Source organism: Aeromonas sp. 602200 (assembly GCF_049173895.1).
Taxonomy (GTDB): Bacteria; Pseudomonadota; Gammaproteobacteria; order Enterobacterales; family Aeromonadaceae; genus Aeromonas; species Aeromonas veronii_A.
The window spans coordinates 1-22406 of record NZ_JAAKSL010000014.1; the positions used below are offsets into that span (position 1 = coordinate 1).

The 22406-nt window shown below is 60.2% G+C and carries 20 protein-coding genes, 1 riboswitch and 1 other annotated feature; of the genes, 17 read left to right on the top strand and 3 right to left on the bottom strand.

From position 1 onward, the window contains the following. Positions 1 to 242: 242 nt before the first annotated feature. Positions 243 to 2426, bottom strand: coding sequence for an ExeM/NucH family extracellular endonuclease (locus tag G5221_RS15630; protein WP_227341240.1), 2184 nt, complete (start codon positions 2424 to 2426; stop codon positions 243 to 245). A 296-nt stretch (positions 2427 to 2722) separates the two neighbouring features. Next, a riboswitch (cyclic di-GMP riboswitch) is annotated at positions 2723 to 2808 on the top strand. Between the two features lie 115 nt (positions 2809 to 2923). On the opposite strand from G5221_RS15630, the gene G5221_RS15635 reads away from it, so the two are divergent. After that, the gene (locus tag G5221_RS15635; RefSeq protein WP_421263553.1) at positions 2924 to 5950 is read left to right on the top strand and encodes a glycosyl hydrolase family 18 protein; all 3027 of its coding nucleotides are present in this window, start codon (positions 2924 to 2926) and stop codon (positions 5948 to 5950) included. A gap of 139 nt (positions 5951 to 6089) precedes the next feature. Continuing rightward, entirely contained in the window at positions 6090 to 7034 is a 945-nt protein-coding gene (locus G5221_RS15640; RefSeq protein WP_216951924.1) for a chemotaxis protein CheV, read from the top strand. Between the two features lie 76 nt (positions 7035 to 7110). On the opposite strand, the gene G5221_RS15645 is transcribed toward G5221_RS15640, so the two are convergent. Beyond that, on the bottom strand, positions 7111 to 8265 hold the full coding sequence (locus G5221_RS15645) for a flagella assembly protein FlgT (RefSeq protein ID WP_227341239.1): 1155 nt from the start codon (positions 8263 to 8265) through the stop codon (positions 7111 to 7113). A gap of 206 nt (positions 8266 to 8471) precedes the next feature. Between G5221_RS15645 and G5221_RS15650 the strand changes: the two genes are divergently transcribed. Both G5221_RS15650 and G5221_RS15655 read left to right on the top strand, forming a co-directional pair. Then, positions 8472 to 9092 carry a FlgO family outer membrane protein gene (locus G5221_RS15650; RefSeq protein WP_227341237.1) on the top strand — a complete coding sequence of 207 codons (621 nt, stop codon included), beginning with the start codon at positions 8472 to 8474 and terminating at the stop codon, positions 9090 to 9092. A 10-nt stretch (positions 9093 to 9102) separates the two neighbouring features. Next, entirely contained in the window at positions 9103 to 9528 is a 426-nt protein-coding gene (locus G5221_RS15655; protein ID WP_227341235.1) for an LPP20 family lipoprotein, read from the top strand. Positions 9529 to 9605: 77 nt separating this feature from the next. On the opposite strand, the gene pheA is transcribed toward G5221_RS15655, so the two are convergent. Then, positions 9606 to 10778, bottom strand: coding sequence for a prephenate dehydratase (pheA, locus tag G5221_RS15660; protein WP_021230338.1), 1173 nt, complete (start codon positions 10776 to 10778; stop codon positions 9606 to 9608). A gap of 38 nt (positions 10779 to 10816) precedes the next feature. Continuing rightward, positions 10817 to 10938 (bottom strand) — a sequence feature (Phe leader region). 170 nt (positions 10939 to 11108) lie between these two features. Between pheA and G5221_RS15665 the strand changes: the two genes are divergently transcribed. From G5221_RS15665 to G5221_RS15725, 13 genes are all read left to right on the top strand, one after another. Next, complete coding sequence (locus tag G5221_RS15665) at positions 11109 to 11720, top strand: HAD family hydrolase (protein ID WP_216979355.1); 612 nt, start codon at positions 11109 to 11111, stop codon at positions 11718 to 11720. A gap of 18 nt (positions 11721 to 11738) precedes the next feature. Beyond that, a complete protein-coding gene (locus G5221_RS15670) occupies positions 11739 to 12017 on the top strand; it encodes a DUF6482 family protein (protein ID WP_227341233.1) in 279 nt (92 codons plus the stop codon). Positions 12018 to 12096: 79 nt separating this feature from the next. Further along, complete coding sequence (locus tag G5221_RS15675; RefSeq protein WP_227341232.1) at positions 12097 to 12933, top strand: hypothetical protein; 837 nt, start codon at positions 12097 to 12099, stop codon at positions 12931 to 12933. 106 nt (positions 12934 to 13039) lie between these two features. Next, positions 13040 to 13612, top strand: a complete 573-nt coding sequence (locus G5221_RS15680) for a DUF3157 family protein (protein WP_227341230.1) — start codon at positions 13040 to 13042, stop codon at positions 13610 to 13612. A 188-nt stretch (positions 13613 to 13800) separates the two neighbouring features. Further along, entirely contained in the window at positions 13801 to 14451 is a 651-nt protein-coding gene (locus G5221_RS15685; RefSeq protein ID WP_216979351.1) for a porin family protein, read from the top strand. Positions 14452 to 14631: 180 nt separating this feature from the next. Further along, positions 14632 to 15579, top strand: a complete 948-nt coding sequence (locus G5221_RS15690; protein ID WP_227341229.1) for a YbgA family protein — start codon at positions 14632 to 14634, stop codon at positions 15577 to 15579. Between the two features lie 67 nt (positions 15580 to 15646). After that, positions 15647 to 16534, top strand: coding sequence for a MerR family transcriptional regulator (locus tag G5221_RS15695; RefSeq protein WP_421205905.1), 888 nt, complete (start codon positions 15647 to 15649; stop codon positions 16532 to 16534). Continuing rightward, a complete protein-coding gene (gene phrB / locus G5221_RS15700; RefSeq protein ID WP_421263554.1) occupies positions 16531 to 17952 on the top strand; it encodes a deoxyribodipyrimidine photo-lyase in 1422 nt (473 codons plus the stop codon). Before G5221_RS15695 ends, phrB begins: the two co-directional genes overlap by 4 nt. Before the next feature lies 1 nt (position 17953). Further along, positions 17954 to 18382 carry a nuclear transport factor 2 family protein gene (locus G5221_RS15705; protein ID WP_167572453.1) on the top strand — a complete coding sequence of 143 codons (429 nt, stop codon included), beginning with the start codon at positions 17954 to 17956 and terminating at the stop codon, positions 18380 to 18382. After that, entirely contained in the window at positions 18379 to 19113 is a 735-nt protein-coding gene (locus G5221_RS15710; protein ID WP_227341225.1) for an SDR family NAD(P)-dependent oxidoreductase, read from the top strand. The genes G5221_RS15705 and G5221_RS15710 overlap by 4 nt, the downstream gene beginning before the upstream one ends. Next, positions 19110 to 20369, top strand: a complete 1260-nt coding sequence (locus G5221_RS15715) for an NAD(P)/FAD-dependent oxidoreductase (protein ID WP_227341223.1) — start codon at positions 19110 to 19112, stop codon at positions 20367 to 20369. Before G5221_RS15710 ends, G5221_RS15715 begins: the two co-directional genes overlap by 4 nt. Next, the gene (locus G5221_RS15720; protein ID WP_227341221.1) at positions 20366 to 21148 is read left to right on the top strand and encodes a DUF1365 domain-containing protein; all 783 of its coding nucleotides are present in this window, start codon (positions 20366 to 20368) and stop codon (positions 21146 to 21148) included. Before G5221_RS15715 ends, G5221_RS15720 begins: the two co-directional genes overlap by 4 nt. Then, entirely contained in the window at positions 21148 to 22404 is a 1257-nt protein-coding gene (locus G5221_RS15725) for an SAM-dependent methyltransferase (protein ID WP_227341220.1), read from the top strand. Before G5221_RS15720 ends, G5221_RS15725 begins: the two co-directional genes overlap by 1 nt. Positions 22405 to 22406 lie beyond the last annotated feature (2 nt).

Below are 22406 nucleotides of genomic sequence, written 5' to 3' on the forward strand. Positions count from 1 at the left end.
TATAGCTCAGCTGGGAGAGCGCTTGCATGGCATGCAAGAGGTCCGCGGTTCGATCCCGCGTAGCTCCACCAAATTCTTCTTACAAGAAGCAATAAGGCCACCGCATCGCGGTGGCCTTTTTTTTTTCTCCATCATTTATTTTCTCCATACGTCCGTGCCTTTCATTTGTAAATCCAATGACCTGAATGAAAAAGCCCGCGAGAGTCGCGGGCTTTGCTTGCACTATTCAAATGCGCCTGTGGTTAACGGCGACGTCGCCAGGCCAGTGGCAACAGGGCTAGCAGGCCGAGTCCCAGCGCACCACCGCCTGAGGAGGTGTCCGGTTTGGTGGCATCGCTCTCCAGTCTCAGGTCGACGATGATGGGATCATGGTCGGAGGCACTGAAGGGGTTGTCAGACTTGAGCAATGTGCCGGTGTACTGGCTGCCGTATTCGAACAGGGAGCTCTCGAAGGAGTTGATATGCCAGTCGGCGACACCTGCCACCTTGCTGGCCAGCGCCGGGTTGGCGAAGGCGTAGTCCAGGGTGCCCAGCTCCCCGTCGTAGCTGTAGGAGATGGCTTTCTCCTTGTTGAATTTGACGTTGAGATCGATCAGGCCGTAGCTGCGAGTCACTTCGCGACCGAGCTGTTCATAGGACTGATCACCGATAAAGGTGTGAGAGGCCGATACGATCTTCCGCTCGCTGGTGGCCGGGTTGTAGTCGGTCAGCACCCGGATCGGATCTTCCTTGGCGTAGGAGTTGAAGTCGCCAACCAGCAGCACCTGGCCCGGCAGTTTGCTGACCGCCTCACCCAGCACCTTGGCGGCAGAGACCCGGAACTCGGTGCACTTGCCCTGCAGGTCGGCCGGTTCTGTCTTGCCATCGCCATTTTCGTAGCAGCCTGACCCCTTGGATTTGAGGTGGTTGACCACCAGCGTCAGCGGTTCCTTGCTCTTGGCGAGGGTGAAGGTCTGAACCAGCGAGTCGCGCTGACCGGCTGTCTTGGCCACACCACCTGTGGTGTAGCGCTGCTCCGGCAGCTTGATGACGCTGGCATCCCCGCTGGGGGTGAGCAGGGCAGGGCGGTAGATCATCGCCACCATGATGGCGTCCCCGCCGAAGAACTTGCCATCGGTAAGGGCAGTGACCGGCAGACGCACATAGGCGTAGTGTTTGCTCGCATCCTTCTGCTGTTCGTTGAGGCGAGTCACCAGATTGTGGAGGGCCGAGTTATCCTCGAAGCCGTTGTTTTCCATCTCCATCAGGCCGAGCAGATCGGCATCCATTGCGGTAATGGCATTGACGATCTTGGTGCGCTGTTTCTCGAACTCGGGCTGGCTCTTGGCACCCCGGTTGCAACCTTTGGCGTTGTCGGCATCCGCCTGATCCTTGCACAGGATATTGAGTGCACCGCCAATGCTGGAGTGGCTGGTGAAGTAGTTGAGCACGTTGAAGCTGCCGATCCGCAGATCGCTGCCAGCGAGGCGAGCCGGCGCGTCTTGACGATCCTCTTCAGGGCTGCGCAGCAGAGCACCGGCAGCCAGGGTGACGTCGCTCGGTACCACCAGACGGAAGGCATCCTTGCTATAGACGATCACCCCCTCCAGCCCGGTCAGTTGATCACCGATACGCAGATAGCCCTGATCGGCATCCCAGCCCGGGAACCAGGGCAGTACGCCATCCGGCGCTTTGTAATCAGACTCGACCACCAGACGGTTGCTGCCATTTTTGGTAGCCAGCGCGACAGCGTCCGCACTGCTGGCGACATGGAGCTGGGTCGGTTTGATCAGCGGGGTTTTGTGGGCCAGCTCTAGGTTGTTGCGATAGACCTTGTAGTCGAAGCCGTAATTGCGGGTCAGGTGCAGGTCACTGCTGCTGTCGAGACGTACCCGCATCCCTTCGTAGCGATTGAGCGCTTGCGCCAGCGTCTCCCCTTCATTGACCTGCAGTACGCTGGTCGGCACCGCCAGTCCTTGCGCTGTGACCTGCAGGCGGGCTTTGCTGGATTCGAAGGTGGGCTTAAGCTGAGTGCCGCCGTAATACTCCTCGACTTTGGCTTCGAGGCAGAGTTCTGCCCCCGGTTTGATGTCGGCATAGTTGGTCGCAAACTCCTTGTCGTTCAGATAGACAAAGATGCCGTCAGAGGTGGCCGGATTGCCATCACCCACCGGGTCGGTCAGATAGAACCCCTTGGTCAGACTTTGGCCCAGCGCCGTCACGATACCGCGAACATTGAAGGTGCCCGTGCTGATTTTACCGGTCACATTGCCGTTCTTGTCGGTCACGGTCTGGGTGGCCAGCGCGCTGCCGGAACCTCTGCCCTGAATGGCCGGGATGGGGGTGAGTTGAGCCGGATCGGACGGGCAGACAAATGCCGCATGGGCGCCTGAGGATGCAAGTGCCAGCCCCACGGCCAGCGACAGCAGGGTACGAGTACCTTTCATAGGTGTTCCTTTTTTATTTTTGCCAGTGATTCCATAGCCTTGGCTCGTTGACCAAGGGCGCGCATTGTCACATTTCTGGCATGTCGTACCAGTGAGCCAACGCACATTCCAGGGATACAAACGAGCGCAAAGCAGCTTTTTTTGACTTGGCTAACATCTTGAAGTTACTGATAAAAGACCTATCAAGTGCGTCGGTGAGAAAGTGTGATCCTGCCGGCAACCACATATTTTTCTTCGAGAATGAAGATTGAGACTCAGCTGGTTGATTCCTATACTCGGCTTGTTCCTCACGGAACCCAGGTAAAGGGCAAACCGGTCGAGATGCCGGGACGCAATGCCTCCGGTCTTCAGAGCGTGCGATCCAGATAGCGGGGCTTCCCAGGGTGAGGGTGACGTTTGTGGCAGGTCCATTGCCAGTTGTCTGCGCCCATCACGCAGGTTGCGCTTGTTCTTTGCCTTGGTGACCAATGCCAAGACAAAACAAGGAAGATAACAATATGCAACAGACCCTAAGGCCCAGCAGGCTTGCCATGCTGGTGGCTTTGGCTGCCATGCCCGCCTGGGCACAGGCCGCCTATCCCGCCTATCAGGCCGGTACTGCCTACAAGGCCGGCGACATCGTCAGCAACGTCGGCAATCTCTATGAGTGCAAAGAATTTCCCTACTCCGGCTGGTGCGGGGCCTCGCCCTATCACTACGCTCCCGGAGTGGGTGTGGTCTGGGCCGATGCCTGGAAGCTGTATGGCGGGGACGTGCCGCCACCGGCACTCGGCGTAGCCGTCAGCTCGCCAGCTGCCGGCGCCAGTTTCAACGAGGGGGCCAGCGTCGCGCTGGCGGTGACCCTGAGCGGCCCGGTGACGGCGCTGGTTCGGGTGGAATACCTCATCAACGGCAAGCTGGTCGCCACGGCGAGCGCCTCGCCCTGGAACGGCAGCTGGAGTGCCGCCGGTGTCGGCGCCCATGCCCTCAAGGCACGGGCACTGGATAAAGATGGCAAGGTGCTGAGCGAGGCGGATTCGAGCTTCAACGTCGCCGCCGTGGTGGCGCCGGAGGCGCCCAAGGTGAGCATCAGCAGTCCGGCCAGCGGCGCCAAGGTGACCCTGGGTCGCAGCGTGGCGGTGAGCGGCAACGTCACCGATGCCAACAACGACGTCGCCAAGGTCGAGCTGTTCGTCGATGGCAAGAAGGTGGGCGAAGACACCAGTGCCCCCTGGCAGGTGAACTGGACGCCCCAGAGCAAGGGGCTGGCCGGCCTCAAGCTGGTGGCGACCGACAAGGAGAACCTGAGCGGCGAATCGAGCCAGGTCGACGTACAGGTGGAAGAGGCAGCCCTGCCGCCCACCGGCGGCAACCTCTCCTGCGACATTCGCCAGATCTACCGCCCGGACGGCTACGAGTGCATGGGGGATGACCACGCCCGTCGGGTCATCGGTTATTTCACCTCCTGGCGTACCGGCAAGAACGGCTTGCCCTCCTATCTGGTGAGCGACATTCCCTGGGACAAGATCACCCACATCAACTATGCCTTCGCGGCGGTGGACGAGCAGAGCCACACCATCAAGGTGGACGACTCGGCGACCAAGATGACCTGGGACGGCGTGCCGGGTGCCGAGATGGATCCGGAGTTTGCCTACAAGGGCCACTTCAACCTGCTGTCGAAGTACAAGAAGCAGTATCCGGACGTGAAGACCCTGATCTCGGTGGGGGGCTGGGCCGATACCCGCGGCTTCTATACCGCTACCACCAAGGGTGACTGCTCGGTCAACAATGACGGCATCAACGCCTTTGCCAACTCGGCGGTGAGCTTCATCCGTCAGTACGGCTTTGACGGGGTCGACGTCGACTACGAATACCCCACCTCCATGAAGGATGCGGGTAACCCCAACGACTTCCCGCTCTCCAACCAGTGCCGTGGCAAGCTGTTTGCCAACTACAAGGTGCTGATGCAGACCCTGCGCAGCAAGCTCGACAGCGCCGGCAGCGAGGATGGTCGCAAGTACATGCTGACCATCGCCTCGCCGGCCTCGGCCTACCTGCTGCGCGGCATGGAGAACTTCCAGGTCACCCAGTACCTCGACTACGTCAACCTGATGACCTACGACTTCCACGGTGCCTGGAACCACTTTGTCGGCCACAACGCCGCCCTGTTTGACAACAAGGCGGATGCCGAACTTGCCCACTGGGGCGTCTATACCCAGAGCCAGTTTGGCGGTATCGGCTACCTCAACGCGGCCTGGTCTGCCCACTACTTCCGTGGTGCACTGGCGGCCGGCAAGATCAACGTGGGTGTGCCTTATTACACCCGTGGCTGGCAAGGGGTCAGCGGTGGCACTCACGGCCTGGCCGGCAAGGCAGCCCTGCCGAGTCAGAGTGATTGTCAGCCGGGTACCGGTGGCAGCACCATTCCGTGCGGCAACGGGGCGGTCGGCATCGACAACATCTGGCACGATCTGGACAAGAACGGCAAGGAGATCGGCGGTGGCGCCATCCCCATGTGGCATGCCAAGAACCTGGAACACGCAGCCGACTTGGGGATCACCACCATGCCGAGCTACGGTCAGGCCTGGGGTCTGGATCCCAACAACCCGGCGCACGTGATGCAGGGCAAGTATGTCCGCTACTACGACGACAAGGCCCATGCCCCCTGGTTGTGGAACGAGGAGAAGAAGGTGTTCCTCTCCACCGAGGATGAGGAGTCCATGGGTCACAAGCTGGACTACATCGTCAATCGTGGTCTGGGTGGTGTGATGTTCTGGGAGATGGCGGGTGACTATGCCTACGATCCGGTGAAAAAAGAGTACGGTATGGGGGATACCCTGACCACGCTCGCCTACGACAAGTTCGCCAAGGCGACCAAGTACAACACCAAGCAGAACGATCTGGCTGCGCCAACTGCCCAGCTCGACATCGCTGTGAGCCTCTCCGGCTTCAAGGAAGGGGATTCCAACTATCCGATCAACCCGACCCTGAAGCTCACCAACAACTCGACCCAGACCATTCCGGGCGGCACTCGCATCGAGTTTCTGGTACCCACCTCTACCTCCGACACCATCACTGACCAGAGCGGGGTGGGGCTGAAAGTGGTGGAGAGCGGTGGCAACCAGAACTCTGACGGGATTGCCAACGAGAAGGATTTCCACAAGGTGGCTCTGACGCTGCCGACCTGGAAAGCCTGGACGCCGGGCAGCGATGTGGAAGTGGCGATGACCTACTATCTGCCGGCAGCCGGTGTGCCGAGTGGCATCCGCATCATCAGCGGCAGCCAGACTGCGGGTCTCAAGGCCGAGTTCCCGACCCTGCCGGAGGCCGTACTGGGTTCGGGCGGTGGTGAGGGCGGTGCGACCTGCAGCAGCCAGAACATCAATCCGGCGGCCTACAAGGCTTACCCGACCTGGCCGCAAGGGGATCATGCCAACGCTGGCGATCGCATCACTCACAACAAGGTGGTGTGGCAGGCCAACTGGTGGACCAGCAGTGAACCCAAGGCCACCGATGGCAGCTGGAAGTCTTTATGTAGTTATTGATTTTGAAATCAATGAGATAAGTGAGGCTTCGGCCTCACTTTTTTTATCTGGGTGGTTGCTCTGGTTGAAAATGCGCCTGCCTTTCCTGGCGGGCAGCCTCTATAATAGAGTCGATTAATAATCAGATGGATATCAGCGTATGGCGAGTATATTGGATTCCGTTGATCAACGAACTCAACTGGTGGGTGAAAACCGCCTCGAGTTGTTGATGTTTCGTCTCGGCACCCGCCAGATGTTCGCCATCAACGTCTTCAAGGTTCGGGAAGTGGTCAAGTTGCCCCATCTGAGCAAGATGCCGGGCTCCCATCACAATATCAGTGGGGTGGCCAATATCCGCGGTACCTCGATCCCGGTGATCAACCTGCGCAGCGCCATCGGTATGCGCCCCATGCCCATCGACAGTGAATCCAACCTCATCATCACCGAGTACAACCGTACCATTCAGGGCTTTCTGGTGGGGCAGGTGGCCAACATCGTCAACATGACCTGGAAGGATATACTGCCGCCGCCGCGCTCCGCCGGGCGCGCCAATTACCTCACCGCCATCACCCGCATTCCGGAAGATGGCGTCGATCAGATTGTCGAGATCATTGATGTGGAGAAGGTGTTGGCTGAGATCATCACCTATGACATCCGCATCTCCGAAGAGGTGCTGGATCGGGAGATCCTGCCCGAGATGCACGGCCGCAAGGTGCTGATCGTCGATGATTCCAGCACCGCCCGCACCCAGGTGCGTGAGACTCTTGGCCAGCTGGGACTCGAGGTTATCGAGTGTCAGGATGGCTTGCAGGCGCTGACCCTGCTCAAGGGGTGGTGCGATGCTGGCAAGAAGGTGACCAACGAGATCCTGCTGATGATCACCGATGCCGAGATGCCTGAGATGGACGGCTACCGGCTGACCCACGAGGTGCGCAGTGATCCGCGCATGTCCGATCTCTTTATTACCCTCAATACCTCCCTGAGCGGCAACTTCAACGAAGCCATGGTCAAGAAGGTGGGTTGTGATCGCTTTATCTCCAAGTTCCAGCCCGACCTGCTGGTGGGCGTTGCGCAGGAGAGGTTGCGTCAGGTGTTGGGAAACTGACCGATACCAATCCACTGGTGAACCATAACAACGGGAAACTCGGGAGATGCCGTAAGCGCCGGTAACTCTCTGGCACCTATTCCAATACAGCCAAATCCCCATTCTGGATGTTAAACGGCGTATATTTGTTCTGGCTGCTGATGATGGCGCCATCGTCGAATACCTGCACCACCTCGAACAGACCGTCGGCCGGATTGCGCATCATGCGCGACTTGCCGTAGGGGTCGATGAAGTCGGCGTTGTGCTGGATGCGGAACTGGTCGCCAAGTTTGACGCCGTTGCGCCGTCCCAGATTGATGTAGGGACCGCGTTCGTTCTGGCCGACCACCCGGGCGGTGACCGGGGCGCAGGTAAGCTGGGCCACCAGATCCTGAGCCGCCTGCTGCAACTGGTAGTTGACCTCTTGGCCATAGCTCGACTGCCAGAACTGGCCGCTGCTGCTGCCCACCTGTTCCCGCTTGCCAAAGGTCCAGGTGGCACGTCCTTCGTAGACCTTGCGGTTGATCAGACTGCCGTTAATACCGTCGAACAGGTAGAGCTGCATGCGAAAGTTGCGCACCGGATCCTCATACCAGCTGGTCAGCTGGTTGCCCTGCGACTCTATGGAGAGATCGTCGATGCTGCCAAGCACCAGATATTGGCTGTCGGTACGCAGGCTGAGCGCCTTGATCTCTTCCAGAGCACTGCGATCCCCCTGTTGCAGATGGAGCGGATCGATGCGCAGGTTTTCATCCAGCCACTGGCGCACCGCGACCCCTTGCGGCGCATTGGCGAGAGTTTCGAATAGCCGGCGCGAGAGGTTTTCCGGCATGTCGTCCATGGCGCCGTAGCTGGCTTGGTCCGGATAGCGCATCCGCAGCCTCACCAGTGTCAAATCCTTGGCGAAGTGCTGGGTCTGGCAGATCTGGCGCTCGGCCTGAATGTCGGCCACTAGCGTGATATACATGCGGCCGTTGCGCACCTCTTCCCGCTTGAGCCGATACTGGCGAATGTCGCCGCCGGAGCGGATCTGGATCTGCTCGGATCGCAGGCTGCCATTTTCCAGACGCTGGATGCTGGAAACGGCCGCGCCGCTGGCCAGCAGCGCCTGACGCAGGGCGTCGCGGGTCGCCTGCTCGCGGGCATAGACCTCATCGCCCCCCAGAATGGCGGTGCTGCCCTGCGCTTCGATAAGCTCGGCGCGGGCGCTCAGGCTGGCCAGCAGCAGGGTCAACAGCAGCGGTAATTTCATAGCAGATACCTTGAGTTGGCGGGCAGCCGAGCCATTTTGAGGAAATGGCATCTGCTGGCCGACATGGATCACAACACGTTCCAAGTGGCAGCGCATGTTGGCGCTGACGATGACCATTAAAAAGCAAGAATCATGCCTCATTCCCGGCTCAAGCTTTGTCCGGCGCGTCCGATAACAAATCAGGTGCAGATACAGGAAAGGTATCCATGAACAAACTCATCACGGCGTTGGCGCTTGCCCTGGCATTGACCGGGTGTGGCTCCGACCCTATCAATCGGGATCAGGGTGACCCCCGCCAGGCGGCGCAGGGGATGGAACTCAACTGGCTGGTGGCGCGCATGACCGATCAGCTGATGGAGCGCAAATCGCTGACCACCCTGACCGAGCCCATCGCGGTGGCCTCTTTCGTTGATCTCGACACCCTGCAGGATACCAACTGGATGGGGCAGCAGATTGAGGAGAGCTTTATCTACGAGCTCAACCGCCGCGGCGAGGTGGTGGTGGACTTCAAGCTGACCGGTAGCATCAAGGTGACGCCGCAGGGGGACTTCGTACTGAGCCGAAACTACAAGGAGCTCTCCTCCCGTTTGCCGATCACCCGCATTCTGGTCGGCACCTTCAGCCGCAACAGCAAGGGGATCCTGGTCAACGCCCGCGTTATCGACATGCGCACCAAGATGGTGGAGACCACGGCCCAGAGCCTGATCCCGCAAAAATATCTGTTCGGTGCCAACAACTCGTTTGGTCGTGCATCGATCAATCGCGGTTATCTGATGCGTGACAGTCAGGCCCGGCCGGGCGGTCATCTGGTCAACCTGACCCCGTGAGGAGCGAGTCATGAAGATCCTGTTTAGTTGCCTGTTGGCACTCTTGCTCACCGGTTGCAGCGGTAACCGGGTGGTGGATTATACCCAGGGTGGCAAGCCCGATGATTTTCCGGTGCTCAAGGCGGTGGGCTATGCGGTGATCGACATCCAGCCCGGCCCCTCCCAGTCGGAGAAGATGCTGCAAGCCATTCGCGCTTCCAAGATGGATGCCTATCGCGAGCTGGCCGAGCAGCTCAATGGTCAGCAGGTGCGCGGCCAGAGCAGCTACCGCGACTTGACCCAGACCTCCAACTCGCTGGATGTGTCGGTCGCCGGTGTGGTGCGTGGTGCCCGGGTGGTTGCCTCCTATCCGCGCGGCAACACCTATGCCACCGAGATGGAGCTCGATACCCGTGCCCTCTACAACATCAACCAGCTGATGGCCGGTCAGTTCTGAGTTGATGGGCTTGCCGTGAAAACCGGCATCAAAACAAAAGGCGAGCAGGATGCTCGCCTTTTGTCGTTGTGGGCTGGTTAGCTCCCCATCAGCACCGGCGGCACTGCGGTGGGTTTCACATCCTCACTCGGGTAGCAGCCAAGCACCTTGATATAGCGGGTGATCTTGGTCAGCTCCACCAGTGCGGCCTGCATCGCCGGGGTCTGCAGGTTGGCGGAGACGTCGAGGTAGAACATCTCTTCCCACGGGTTGCCCTGCACTGGACGGGACTCCAGTTTGGTCATGTTGATCTCGTGGTTGCGCAGCACCAGCAGCGCCTCGACCAGCGAACCTGGTTTCTGGGAGGTGGACATGATGAGGGTGGTCTTGGCCGGGATCTGCGGCGCCACGTCGATGGGCTTGCGCGCCACCACGATGAAGCGGCTGTAGTTCTCTTTCTGGTTGGCGAGCTGCTCGGCCAGCACGTCCAGGCCATAAAGCTCGCCACCGGCGGCGCTGCCGATGGCGGCGGCCTCCGGGCTGGCCAGTTCTTTCACCTTCATCATGGCACTGGAGGAGGAGTCGCAGATCTCGTGGCGTGCCCCTTCCAATTTGCTCAGATAGTGGGAGCACTGCTGGAACACCTGCGGGTGGGCATAGAAGGTTTTGATGCGACTCAGCTCGGTCGGCACGGCGGTGAGGATGCAGTGCTCGATGGGGTAGGTGAGCTCGCCGACGATGGAGAGGCTGGTGTGTTGCATCACGTCATAGACTTCGTTGATAGAGCCAGAGCTGGTGTTTTCGATGGGCAGCACGCCGAAGGCGGCGCGACCCGACTCCACCGCATCCAGTACTTCACGGAAGTTCTGGCAGTTTACTTCGATCACCTGATCCTTGTAGCGCGCCAGATATTTGCGGGCGGCCAGGCTGGAGTAGGAACCGCGCGGCCCAAGATAGGCGACGCTGGTCATCGGCTCCTGCTGCTCCGGGTTGAGCAGGCTCTGCAGATAGGCCTGCTGGGAGAGCACTGAGTCTTCGATGATGGTGTGATAGATACGGGTGATGTACTGGGCATCCAGCCCCAGCACGCGCCCTTTCTGGATCAGGGCGACCAGCAGCTCCTGCTCCCTCTGGTGGTCACGGATGGGACGCGGGTTGGCTTGCTTGGCACGGGCGACCTCGATGCTGAGGGTCTTGCGTTTCGCCAGCAGGGCAAGCAGCTCCTGATCCAACCGGGTGATGTCTTGTCTGATCTCGTCGAGCGTTGCCATGATTGTTCCCTATCCAAGTAATCGATTGATATTAATGCAAAAAAAAGCCTCCGCTAGGGGAGGCTCGATTCGTCTTTGCTTTCTGTTCACACGACGACAGGCCTTCCCTCAAGCGGGCCGGATAAACGAGAAAGCAAAGAAGAATGGTGCGTGCATAGGTGTGTCCTTGAAGTAACGTCATAACCATTAAGGGATTTGCCGGTCTGATGCAAGTAAAACTTGCCCGCGGGCGGGGATGGGGGCAGGGTATCCGGTTAAGAAAATGGCGTATGAGCGATGTTCTATTGACTCTGTTTTGATGACTGACACCCAGTGGGGGAGGTAAAGACGATGGCGATTATTTTCGATCTGGGACGGGTGGTGGTGAGCTGGGATCCGGTAGACATAGTGCGTTCCGTGCGTGGCCCGCAAGGGGCCGAACAGTTGGCCGAGCGGCTCTTTAACCACCCGGACTGGCTGGAGGTAGACAGAGGCACCATGTCGCTCCACACCATGGCCCGGGAAGCGCAAGCGCGCACAGGCCTCTCGGCGGCACAGAATCTGGCCATTTTACAGGCAGTTCCCGCTTCCCTGCTGCCAGATCCCGCTATGCTAACCCTGATAGCCGAGCTGCACGGGGCGGGGCACACTCTGTATGCCCTCTCCAACATGGGTCATGCCAGCATCGACTGGTTGGAGCAGCATCAGGATTTCTGGCGCTTCTTCAGCGGCAAGGTGGTCTCGGCGCGGGTGCGGATGATGAAGCCGGAGCCGAATATCTACCGCTATCTGCTGGTGTCGTTCGATCTGAAACCGGCAGAGTGCATCTTCATCGATGACAGTCCTGCCAACATCGCGGCCGCCGAGGCCCTCGGTATCAGGGGGATCGTTTTTACCGACGCGGCGAGTTGTCGTCAGCAACTGGGTGAGCTGGGCTGTTTGCCCGCCACCGGCAAGGGGTGATGCCCCTCCAGGAGCACTATGGAGCATGGCCGGTTTCGCAATTGGCTCAGTCATTATCCCGAGGCGACCCTGATCATCGCCTGCAAGGATGGCAGTGGTTATCAGCTCTGTATCGAGGCGGAAGGGGAGTACCTCTATCTGACCGACAGCGAGGGGGAGCACCTGACCTTCACCTCGCTGGATCAGGCGCAGGGCTTTTTGCGAGCCCATCGGGTACATCAGGCCAGATTGCGAGTGTATGACGCTCAAGGTATTGATTTTATGGATGAATCACGGGAAATAATCATCAAGTTTTAATTTTAACCTGACTCTGTAAGGGCCTATTCAGCTTGTTTCCCGCACAATAAGCCACCTGTTTATCATCCGGAGCTGTTTAATGGATGCCAATGTTGTTGTCTTGAATCAGGGATATGATCACTCTTTTCAAGCCAGGGAGCTGCAGCTGATTGAGCGACTGGCAAATTTTGACGAGCTGATAGTCTCTTTTTCGGGGCGGTTGGAATCCTGTTACAGCATCGATTTGTGCCGTGCCAGCGGGATCAAGATCCGCGCCATCACCCTCGATAATCCGACCCGCAGCCGCAGCGAAGTGGCCCGAGCCCGCCGTTATTGCCAGCGTTATGGCATCGATCACTGGGTCATCAAGAGTGACGAAATCATCTTTTGCGATCGCCTGCCGAATATGGAGGGGTTGATCGATCCGGTTCGCCGCATTGGTGAGTATGTGCAGGCTCGTCCGGAATGGGCTCATCTGCCGTTGCTGGTTCCGGCCGCGGTGGAGGAGCGTGATGACTATCTTGCCCAGTTCGGCTCACTGCCTGCCAACACCATCTGGTTTTTTGCCGATAACGGGGTGATGAGCCGTGATTTTCGCTATGGCTTCAACAAGCGTCAGCTCGGTCGTTGGGGCAAAGGGAGCAACGGTTGCCTCAGCAATCGCTTCACCAATCCACGGCAGTTGAAGCAACGTTATCTACGAATGGTGGATCAGGCCGAACAGATGCTGGCCGACATGGGGCTGGATGAGGCGCAGGTCTTTTTCCATACCCTGTGCGACTGCTCTACCACCCTGGCCCGGGTGCGTCTGCCCGAGCATCAGCGTGCTCAGGCCTTTGATATGCAATCGGATATTCTCTCTGCCCTCAAGAGGACCGAGTTCGATCTGGTGACTCTGGATATGGCGCACAAAGAGCGGCACGATCTTGCCATCTAGCCCGTGGGCAAGCGACGCCGGAGCCAGAACGTGAGTGCCGTCATAGGCAAGGGGGGGCGGGACTGTTTATACTGTCGCCCTTTCACCTGTTGCCGAGCTTCGCCCTATGAAACCCTTCTCCCGTCTGCTGATTGCCCTGTGCCTCTCCCCCGTGTTGGCGCAGGCTGCCCCTCTTTCTCGGGTGACGCTGCCCGATGGTCGGCAGGTTCAGCTCAACGATGACTTTACCTGGGAGTATCTGGTGGTCAAACCGGCCGAGTCCGTACAGGGCGTGGCTGCTGATGGGAAGGCTGGGGCCGTGGTGGCCGTTGCTGCTCCGGTGCTGACCGATCAGGCCAAGGCCAACCCCGAATTGCTGTCACAAGCAGCACGCGACGGTGTGGTGGTCAAGCTGGACAAGATCGAGGGATCTGACCCGCTGGTGCTGACCTTTATGGTGAGCAATACCGGCACCCGCAATGTGGTCGGGGTGCGTGGCATGGTGACCCTGTTCAGTGCTGACGGAGTGCAGCTGAGCCGTCAGGAGGCCCGTTTCTGGGTTGCCGAGAACCGCCTGCCGGAGACCTATCTGCGCAAGGGGCAAGTCCGTCCGTCGTTGGCCCTCGAGATCCCCCGTCCTGCCGGATTGACCGGGCAGCCCTTGGTCAGGGTCGAAATTGATGAGGTGGTCTTCCGCTGATTTGGTGTTGTCCGGCCCATGCAAACCGATTGGGCCGGCAATTTGTTACCCCTGACATCTCGGGAAATATCTGCTTACATCTGACATGGTTTTGCAACAGCTTGCCGCTCGGCAAGCCGGGATGCTGACCGCACAATGACTCCATACCAGCTCGCTAGCAACGGGCCCAATCACATGGAGTTATCATCATGAAAAAAGCAACTGTATCTCTTCTGGTTCTGGCCGGTTTCGCCTCTACTTCCGCTCTGGCACAGGATGCGTTCAGCTACGCAAAGGGCGGTTTGACCTGGGCGCACACCAAGTCTGATTACCTTAGCCAAGACAGCGCTGCATTTCCCCGTGATGCTGCCAGCAAAGGTACCCGTGATTTTGGTGGTCTGAGCCTGGACCTCTCAAAGAGCTTTGGCTCCAACTTCTACGGTCGTGCCGGAACCGAATTCACCTCCCGCAACGACGGCAATGACAGCATGTCCATCTCCAGCCTGGGTATCGGTGTCTTTACCCCGCTGAGCACAGGACTCAATCTCTATGGCGAAACCGGTTTGATGGGCTATCAACTTGAGCGTGAGCTGGCCAAGAACAACAAGGGATGGGACGAAGTGGCTCGCAAGGATAGTGGCAGCATGTACGGTGAAGTGGGTCTGCGCTACGACATCGGCGACATCGAGCTTTCCACGGCTTACCGTTACGCCAACATGACCGACGATATGCATGACTTCAAGGTAGGCGGTGCTTACAAGCTCAACCAGAACTGGGCGCTGACTGCCGACTACACCTATCGCAGCTGGGATCTGCAGAAAGGCTCCATCTCCAGCCTGGGTGTGAAGTACAGCTTCTGATCCTCCTTCCAGTAGTCCGTAGTGTCTTGATTTTTACCCATGGCGTTCGCCATGGGTTTTTTCGTTTTCCGGTGATCTCTTTTTTCTCCTTGTGTCGTATCAGTCGGCAATAGTTATACAACTTCCATTTTTTTGTATAACTGCTATAACTGAATCAAGACTTATACAAGGAGTGCCATCATGTACAAGATTAAAGTCGGTATCAGTGCTTGCCTGCTGGGACAAGAGGTGCGTTTCGACGGGGGCCACAAGCGCTCCAGCTTCTGCGAACGGGATCTTGGCGCTCACTTTGACTATCACCCCGTCTGCCCCGAGATGGCTATCGGTCTGGGGGCGCCCCGTGCCGCCATCCGGCTGGTCAAGCGCAACGGCGAGATCCGTGCCGAGGCGAGCAACGGTAGTTTCGATGTCACCCAAAAGCTGATTGCCTTCAGCGAGCAGAAGGCCCGTCAGCTCGACTTCATCTCCGGTTATATCCTCTGTGCCAAATCACCCAGCTGCGGTATGGAGCGGGTCAAGGTCTATGGCGCCAACAACGAGGGGAGCGCCAAGGAGGGGATCGGCCTCTTTGCCAAGGCGTTGATGGAGGCCAACCCCCTGCTGCCGGTGGAAGAGGATGGTCGGCTCTGTGATCCCATCCTGCGGGAGAACTTTGTGCTGCGGGTCTTCGCCTACCACGACTGGCAGCAACTCTGTGCCCGCGGTATCACCGCCTCTGCGCTGATCCGCTTCCACTCCCGCTACAAGTATCTGGTGCTCTCCCACGCAACCACCCACTACCGGGCGCTCGGCAAGCTGCTCGGCAATCTGGGCAAGTCCACCAATTTGCAGGAGGTGGCCGACAGCTACATCAAGGGATTGATGACCGCGCTGACCCTGCGGGCCAACCGTCGCAGCCACACCAATGTGCTGATGCACCTGCAGGGCTACTTCAAGCGGGTGCTGACCCCGGCCCAGAAGCAGGAGCTTGCCGATACCATCGACAAGTACCGCACCGGCATCTTCCCCTTGCTGGTGCCGCTCACCCTGATCCGCCACTACCTGCGCGAGTACCCCAATCCCTATCTCGCCGAGCAGGTTTATCTCAATCCGCACCCCGATACGCTCAAATTGCGTTACGGACTCTGAATCCGTTCTGTTGCCCCGGTGCATGATTTGCACCGGGCGCTTTACACCTCTGTTTGATGGACGTTGTATGTCTGATTTATCGCAAGAAGTTGCTCATCTCGCTGATGAGGGGATCTACCCCATTCGCGAGGTCTCCCGTCTCACCGGCGTCAACGCCGTGACCCTGCGCGCTTGGCAGCGCCGCTATGGTCTGGTGCAACCGGCCCGCACCGAAAAGGGCCACCGCCTCTACAGCGAGCAGGATATCCGCCAAATCGGCGAGATCCTGAGCTGGCTGGAGCGGGGAGTGAGTATCGGGCAGGTGAAGGGGCTCCTGAGCGAACCCCATTCCGAGCCGGTGAGCGATCACTGGCAGCAGACTCTGGAGCAGTTCAGTCAGGCGTTACTCGCCTTCAACCAGCGCAAGGCGGAGGCTGAGCTCAACGATTTGCTGGCTAGCTACCCGTTCGAGCTGGTGCGCAGCCGGGTACTGCAACCGCTGGTGGAGCGGCTGCTGGGGTTGTGGCGCGAGCGGCCCGATGGCGAGCTGCTGCAACAGGTGTGGCTGGGCTGGTTCCATACCCGCTTCGCCCGCCACCTGATCGAGCAGGAGAAGGGCGTGCCGATCACCTTGGTGAGCTGGGGACAGGTCGGCCCCCTCGATCTGGTGTGGGCCGCTTACGAGCTGATCGGTCAAGGCTATGAGGTGCAACTGCTGGGAGCGGTAGAGCCTCGCCATGCCAGCTTGCTGGAGGGGCGTGCCGTTACCCCCTGGCTGGTACTGCTGGGAGCTGGTCTTGGCAAACCGGAGCTGGCCGCCGGGTGGCCTGCAGGCACGCGCCTGTTTGGCGAACTGGGCCGTCTCTACGATGATGAGTGGCTTAAAGCACACGGCTGGCAGGCGAGCCTTGCCGAGCTGATGGCGAACGCGCCTGCTGCGGCTGGCGCCAGCGGACGCGGGAGGAAAACGTCATGAGACTGGTCTGGTTGCGCAACGATCTGCGCCTTGCCGACAACCCGGCGCTACGCCATGCCTGCGCCGGTGATGAACCGGTCGCCGCGCTCTTTATCATCTCTCCTGCCCAGTGGCGGCAGCACAAAATGGCCCCCGTCCGTCAGCGCTTTGTGTTGGCGCAGGTGGATGAGTTGGGGCGCGAGCTGGCGGCCCTTGGCATTCCGCTTCATCTGCTGCGAGTGGAAACCTTTGCCGAGGCGCCCGCTGCGCTGGCAGACCTCTGCCGCGAGCTGGGGGTGACCCAGCTCTACGCCAATCAGGCTATCGAGATCGATGAGCAGCGCCGCGATCACGCCGTCAGCGCCGCACTGGCAGAGCAGGCGGTGAGTTGTCACTGGTTCAACGGCTGCTGCATGTTGCCACCGGGGCGGGTGCTGACCGGCTCGTGTGAGATGTTCAAGGTCTTCACCCCCTTCAGCCGAGCCTGGCTCAAGGCCCTCGACGAGGAGGGGGTTGTCATTCATTGCGCTCCTGCGCGCCGTGGTGAGCCGCTGCCGTGGCAGCCGCTGGCCGAGCGGGAGTGGGTTGATGAAGCGCTCGGCGAGCTTACGGCTGATCCACGTTGGCCAGTAGGGGAGGCAGAAGCTCTGCGTCGTTTGAACATTTTTCTGGAGCAGGCAGTGCTCGACTATGGCGAGACCCGCGATTTTCCTGCCATCGCTGGCACGTCCGTGCTCTCCCCCTATCTGGCGGCGGGCATCATCAGTCCTCGTCAGTGTGTGGCGGCGCTTCAGCAGCGGCTCGGCTATCGGCCCCAGTCCAAGGCCCAGCCCGGCTTTGTCTGGCTCAATGAGCTCATTTGGCGTGAGTTCTATCGCCACCTGCTGGTGCTAATCCAGACCCTCTCCATGAATCGCCCCTTCAAACCAGAGACGGCGGACTTGCCGTGGAGCTGGGATCCGGATGCCTTCGCCGCCTGGTGCGAGGGACGAACCGGCTACCCCATCGTGGATGCGGCGATGCGCTGTCTCAACGCCACCGGTTGGATGCACAACCGGCTGCGGATGATAGTGGCGAGCTTTCTCACCAAGGATCTCCATATCCACTGGCGGCTCGGGGAGGATTACTTCATGAGTCGGCTCATCGACGGGGATCTGGCGGCCAACAACGGCGGCTGGCAGTGGGCGGCGGGTACCGGCGCCGATGCGGCGCCCTATTTTCGGGTCTTCAACCCCACCACTCAGGGGCAACGATTTGATCCACAAGGGGAGTTTATCCGTACTTGGGTAACTGAACTGGCCGATATTCCCGCCGCTTATGTGCATCAGCCCCACGATTGGCTGCGACTCAAGGGGCGACAGGATTATCCGGCACCCATGGTGGATCACGCCGTTGCCCGGGTGAGAGCCATCGAGATGTTTCGCTCTCTGGAGAAATAGGATGAACGAGCCGCTGGCCCGCTTTATTGGCCTCTATCAGCAACTGGACAAACAGCAGTTGCACCGCTTGCCCGAGGTCTATGCCGAACAGGTGGTCTTTACCGATCCGGCCCACCGCATTGAGGGGCTGGCGGCCCTTGGCGACTATTTTGCCGCCCTCTATCAGCGCCTCGCCTACTGTCGCTTCGTCATCACCAGTCAGCAGCAGCAAGGGCCGCAGGCCTGGCTCGGCTGGACCATGACCTTCTCTCACCCCAGATTACGTGGTGGTGAGCCGGTGACGGTGGAGGGGGCCACCCACCTCGAATTCGACGAGGCGGGCAAGGTGTGCCAGCACCGGGACTATTTTGACCTGGGCGCCATGCTCTACGAGCAGTTGCCGCTGCTTGGGCCCGTGGTGCGCACCATCAAGATGAGGCTTGGCGCATGAGCGGCCGGGTGCTTATTACAGGCGCGACTTCCGGCATCGGTCGCCAGTTGGCGCTCGATTACCGGCGGGCAGGCTGGCAGGTGTGGGGTTGTGGCCGCGATGGCGAACGGCTGCAGGCGCTGGGGCTGGATGGCGTCACGCCGCTGCAGTTCGATGCCCGGGATCTGGCCGCAATGAGCGGGGTGGCTGCTACGCTGCCATTCCTCGATCTGCTGATCCTCAACGCAGGCAACTGCGAGTACATGGATGTGGCGGAGGGGTTTGACAGCGAGCTGTTTGCCCGTGTCATCGACACCAATCTGACCGCCACCGGCCATGCTTTGGCTGCCTTCTTGCCGCTGTTAGGAGCGGGATCACGGCTGGCCATCGTCAGCTCGTCGGTGAGCTGGCTGCCGCTGCCGCGAGCCGAGGCCTATGGTGCCTCCAAGGCGGCCCTCGACTATCTGGCGGATACCTTGCGCCTCGATTTGGCCAGCAAAGGGATTGGGGTGACCCTGATCCGCCCCGGCTTTGTCCAGACGCCGCTCACCGCCAAAAATGATTTTCCCATGCCCTGTCTGGTGACGGTGGAGCAGGCCTCCCGTGCCATCATGGACGGGCTGACCGCTGGTCGTCACCAGATCCACTTTCCCCGCCGTTTCATCTGGTTGCTGCGCCTGCTTGGTGCGCTGCCGGTGGGGCTCTGGCTGCGCCTTGGCCGCGCACTCGTATCGAAAGGAAGCCATTCATGAAGAAAAAGATCGCCATCGTCGGTTCAGGGATCTCGGGGCTCACCGCCGGTTTTCTGCTCCACAAACTCCATGACATCACCCTGTTCGAGGCGGCGCCGACTCTGGGCGGCCATACTGCGACCGTCGATGTGAATCAGGCTGGCCGCAGCTATGCCATCGACACCGGCTTTATCGTCTTCAACGATCGCACCTACCCCAACTTCTTGAAGTTGCTGGCGCGGATCGGCATGGCGCGCCAACCGGCCGAGATGAGCTTCTCAGTGAAGAGCCCGGAGGGACTGGAGTATAACGGCCACAACCTCGACACCCTGTTTGCCCAGCGCAGTAATCTGCTGAGTCCGCGCTTCTACGGCTTTGTCGCCGAGATTTTGCGGTTCAACCGGGAGGCACGGGCCTGGCTGGCGGATGGTCAACATCAGGGGGCGGGCCCCGAGCTGACCCTGGGGGACTTTCTGCTGGCGGGGGAGTTTAGCGACTACTTCGCCCGCCACTATATCTTGCCGATGGGAGCGGCGATCTGGTCATCGACTCTGGCCGATATGCGTGCCTTCCCCCTTGGCTTCTTCCTGCGCTTTTTTGCCAACCACGGCCTGCTCGATGTGGCCAATCGCCCCCAGTGGTACGTGATCCCGGGTGGCTCGCGGGAATATATCGGCCCCCTTACCGCGGGTTGGCAGTCGCAGATCCGCCTCGCCTGTCCGGTGCAGAGCGTACGGCGGGACGCGGACGGCGTGGTGATCCAGAGCAGTTACGGTGAGGAGCGGTTTGACGAGGTGATCTTCGCCTGCCACAGCGATCAGGCGCTGGCGCTGCTGGCGGATCCCGGCGAGCGGGAGCAGGCCATCCTCGGCGACATGCCCTATCAGGCCAACGATGTCTGGCTCCACACCGATGCTAGCTGCCTGCCCACCCGCCGCAAGGCATGGGCCAGCTGGAACTATCAGCTCGATGGCAATGACGAGGCGCGGCCACTGGTGAGCTACAACATGAACATCCTGCAGGGGGTGAACTCGCCGGAGCCCTTCTGCGTCAGCCTCAACCCCAAGGGCAAGGTGGATGAGAGCAAGGTGCTGCGCCGCTTCGTCTACCACCATCCGGTGTTCAATCAGGCCTCTATTGCCGCCCAGCAACGGCGTGCGGAGATCTGCGGCCAACAGCACACCCACTTCTGCGGTGCCTACTGGTACAACGGCTTCCACGAGGATGGGGTGCGCAGCGCGCTGGATGTCGCCAGGCGCTTCGGGGCCGAGCTATGAACGGCGCCACTGTGGCCACCGAACATGAGCGTGCCGACGAACTGGCCGGCGTCACCAGCGCCATCTGGCAGGGTTCGGTGCGCCACCGCCGTTTCGCGCCGCGGCCCCACGCCTTCTCCTACAGCCTCTTTATGCTGGGACTGGATCTCGACGAGCTGCCGCAGCTCGATCAGGGGCGCTGGTTCGGGGTGGAGCGCTCGGGGCTGCTCTCGTTTCACCGCCATGACTATCTCAAGGGCAGCGAGGGGAGCCTCAAGCAGGCGGTGTGGCAGAAGGTGAGCGAGCTGGGTGGTGATGCCGAGCCCGAGGGGCGGGTACTGCTGCTCGGCAATGTGCGCTGTCTCGGGTTCTACTTCAGCCCGGTCAACTTCTACTTCTGCTACCGGCAGGGAGACGCCCGCTATCTGCTGGCAGAGGTCTCCAACACCCCCTGGAACGAGCGTCACTACTACCTGCTGGATCTGGCGGCGCTGGCACCCCATGACAAGGATTTTCACGTCTCCCCTTTCATGGGGCTGGCGATGCGTTATCACTGGCGGATCAGGCCGCCCGCGCAGGAGACGCTGATCCATATCGAGAGTCATCCCGTATCCGGTGAAGCCAAGTTGTTTGACGCCACCCTGGCGCTCACTCGCGAACCCTTGTCGCGCAAGGGGCTGGTGGCCCTGCTGGCCTGCTGGCCATGGATGACCATGAAGGTGCTGCTCGGGATCTACTGGCAGGCCCTGCGTCTTTTTATCAAACGAACCCCGATATTTACCCATCCGGAGAGCCGCTAATGGAACTTGCTCAATCAACCCTCTCTGCCTCTTTCATCGACAAGGGGGCAAGGCAACTGCTGCTCAATCTGCTGGGGCGCCTAGAACATGGCCAGCTGCTGCTGCGGGATGGCGGTAAGCGCCACAGCTTTGGCGTGGCGGGCACCGATCTGCATGCCGAACTGGTGGTGCAGGATCCCGCCTTCTATCGCCGCCTGTTGCTGGGGGGCAGCATTGCCGCCGGGGAGACCTGGGTGGAGGGGCTCTGGACCAGCCCGGATCCGGTGGCGTTTGTACGGCTGCTGGCTCGCAACCTGACTCTGCTCGACTCCCTCGAGCGGCGCTTAGGCTGGCTCAGTTTCCCCTTCAACAAGGTGCGCCACTGGCTCAACCGCAATACTCTAACCGGTTCGCGCTCCAACATCGCCGCCCACTACGATCTCGGCAATACCCTCTATCAGGGTTTTCTCGACAGCCATATGCAGTACTCGAGCGCCATCTATCCGAGCGCCGAGGCTACTTTGGAAGAGGGGCAGCAGGCCAAGTTGCGCACCATCTGCGAACGACTGGAGCTGGGGCCTGACGATCATCTGCTGGAGATCGGCACCGGCTGGGGCGGCCTCGCCGTCTATGCCGCCCGCCACTATGGCTGCCGGGTGACCACCACGACTATCTCCCGGGCCCAGCATGACTATGCCAAGGAGTGGATTGCGCGGGAGGGGCTGGGGGATCGCATCACCTTGCTGCTGGAGGATTACCGCAAGCTTGAGGGCACCTATGACAAGCTGGTCTCCATCGAGATGATCGAGGCGGTGGGCCACGCCTTCCTGCCCGACTATTTCCGCCAGCTGTCGCGGCTGCTCAAACCCGGTGGTCGCCTGCTCATTCAGGCCATCACCATCGCCGATCAGCGCCACGCCCAGTATCTGCGAGGGGTCGATTTTATCCAGCGCTATATCTTCCCCGGTGGCTGCCTGCCCAGCGTTTCCCAGATGGCGGGGTTGCTGGCGCGGGAGACCGACATGCAGCTGGTGCGGTTGCACGATCACGGTCATCACTATGCCCGTACACTGGCTCACTGGTGCGAGCGGTTTCTGGCGTTGGCACCCGAGATGCCCAAGCTCGGTTACAGCCAGGATTTCATCCGGCTGTGGCACTTCTACTTTGCCTATTGCGAGGGGGGATTCTGGGAGCGCACCATCAGTCTGGTGCAGCTGGAGGCCGCCAAGCCGGGGCCCGCTGGCTGGTCGGGTGATGTGCCAGTAAGCGGTCACTGACC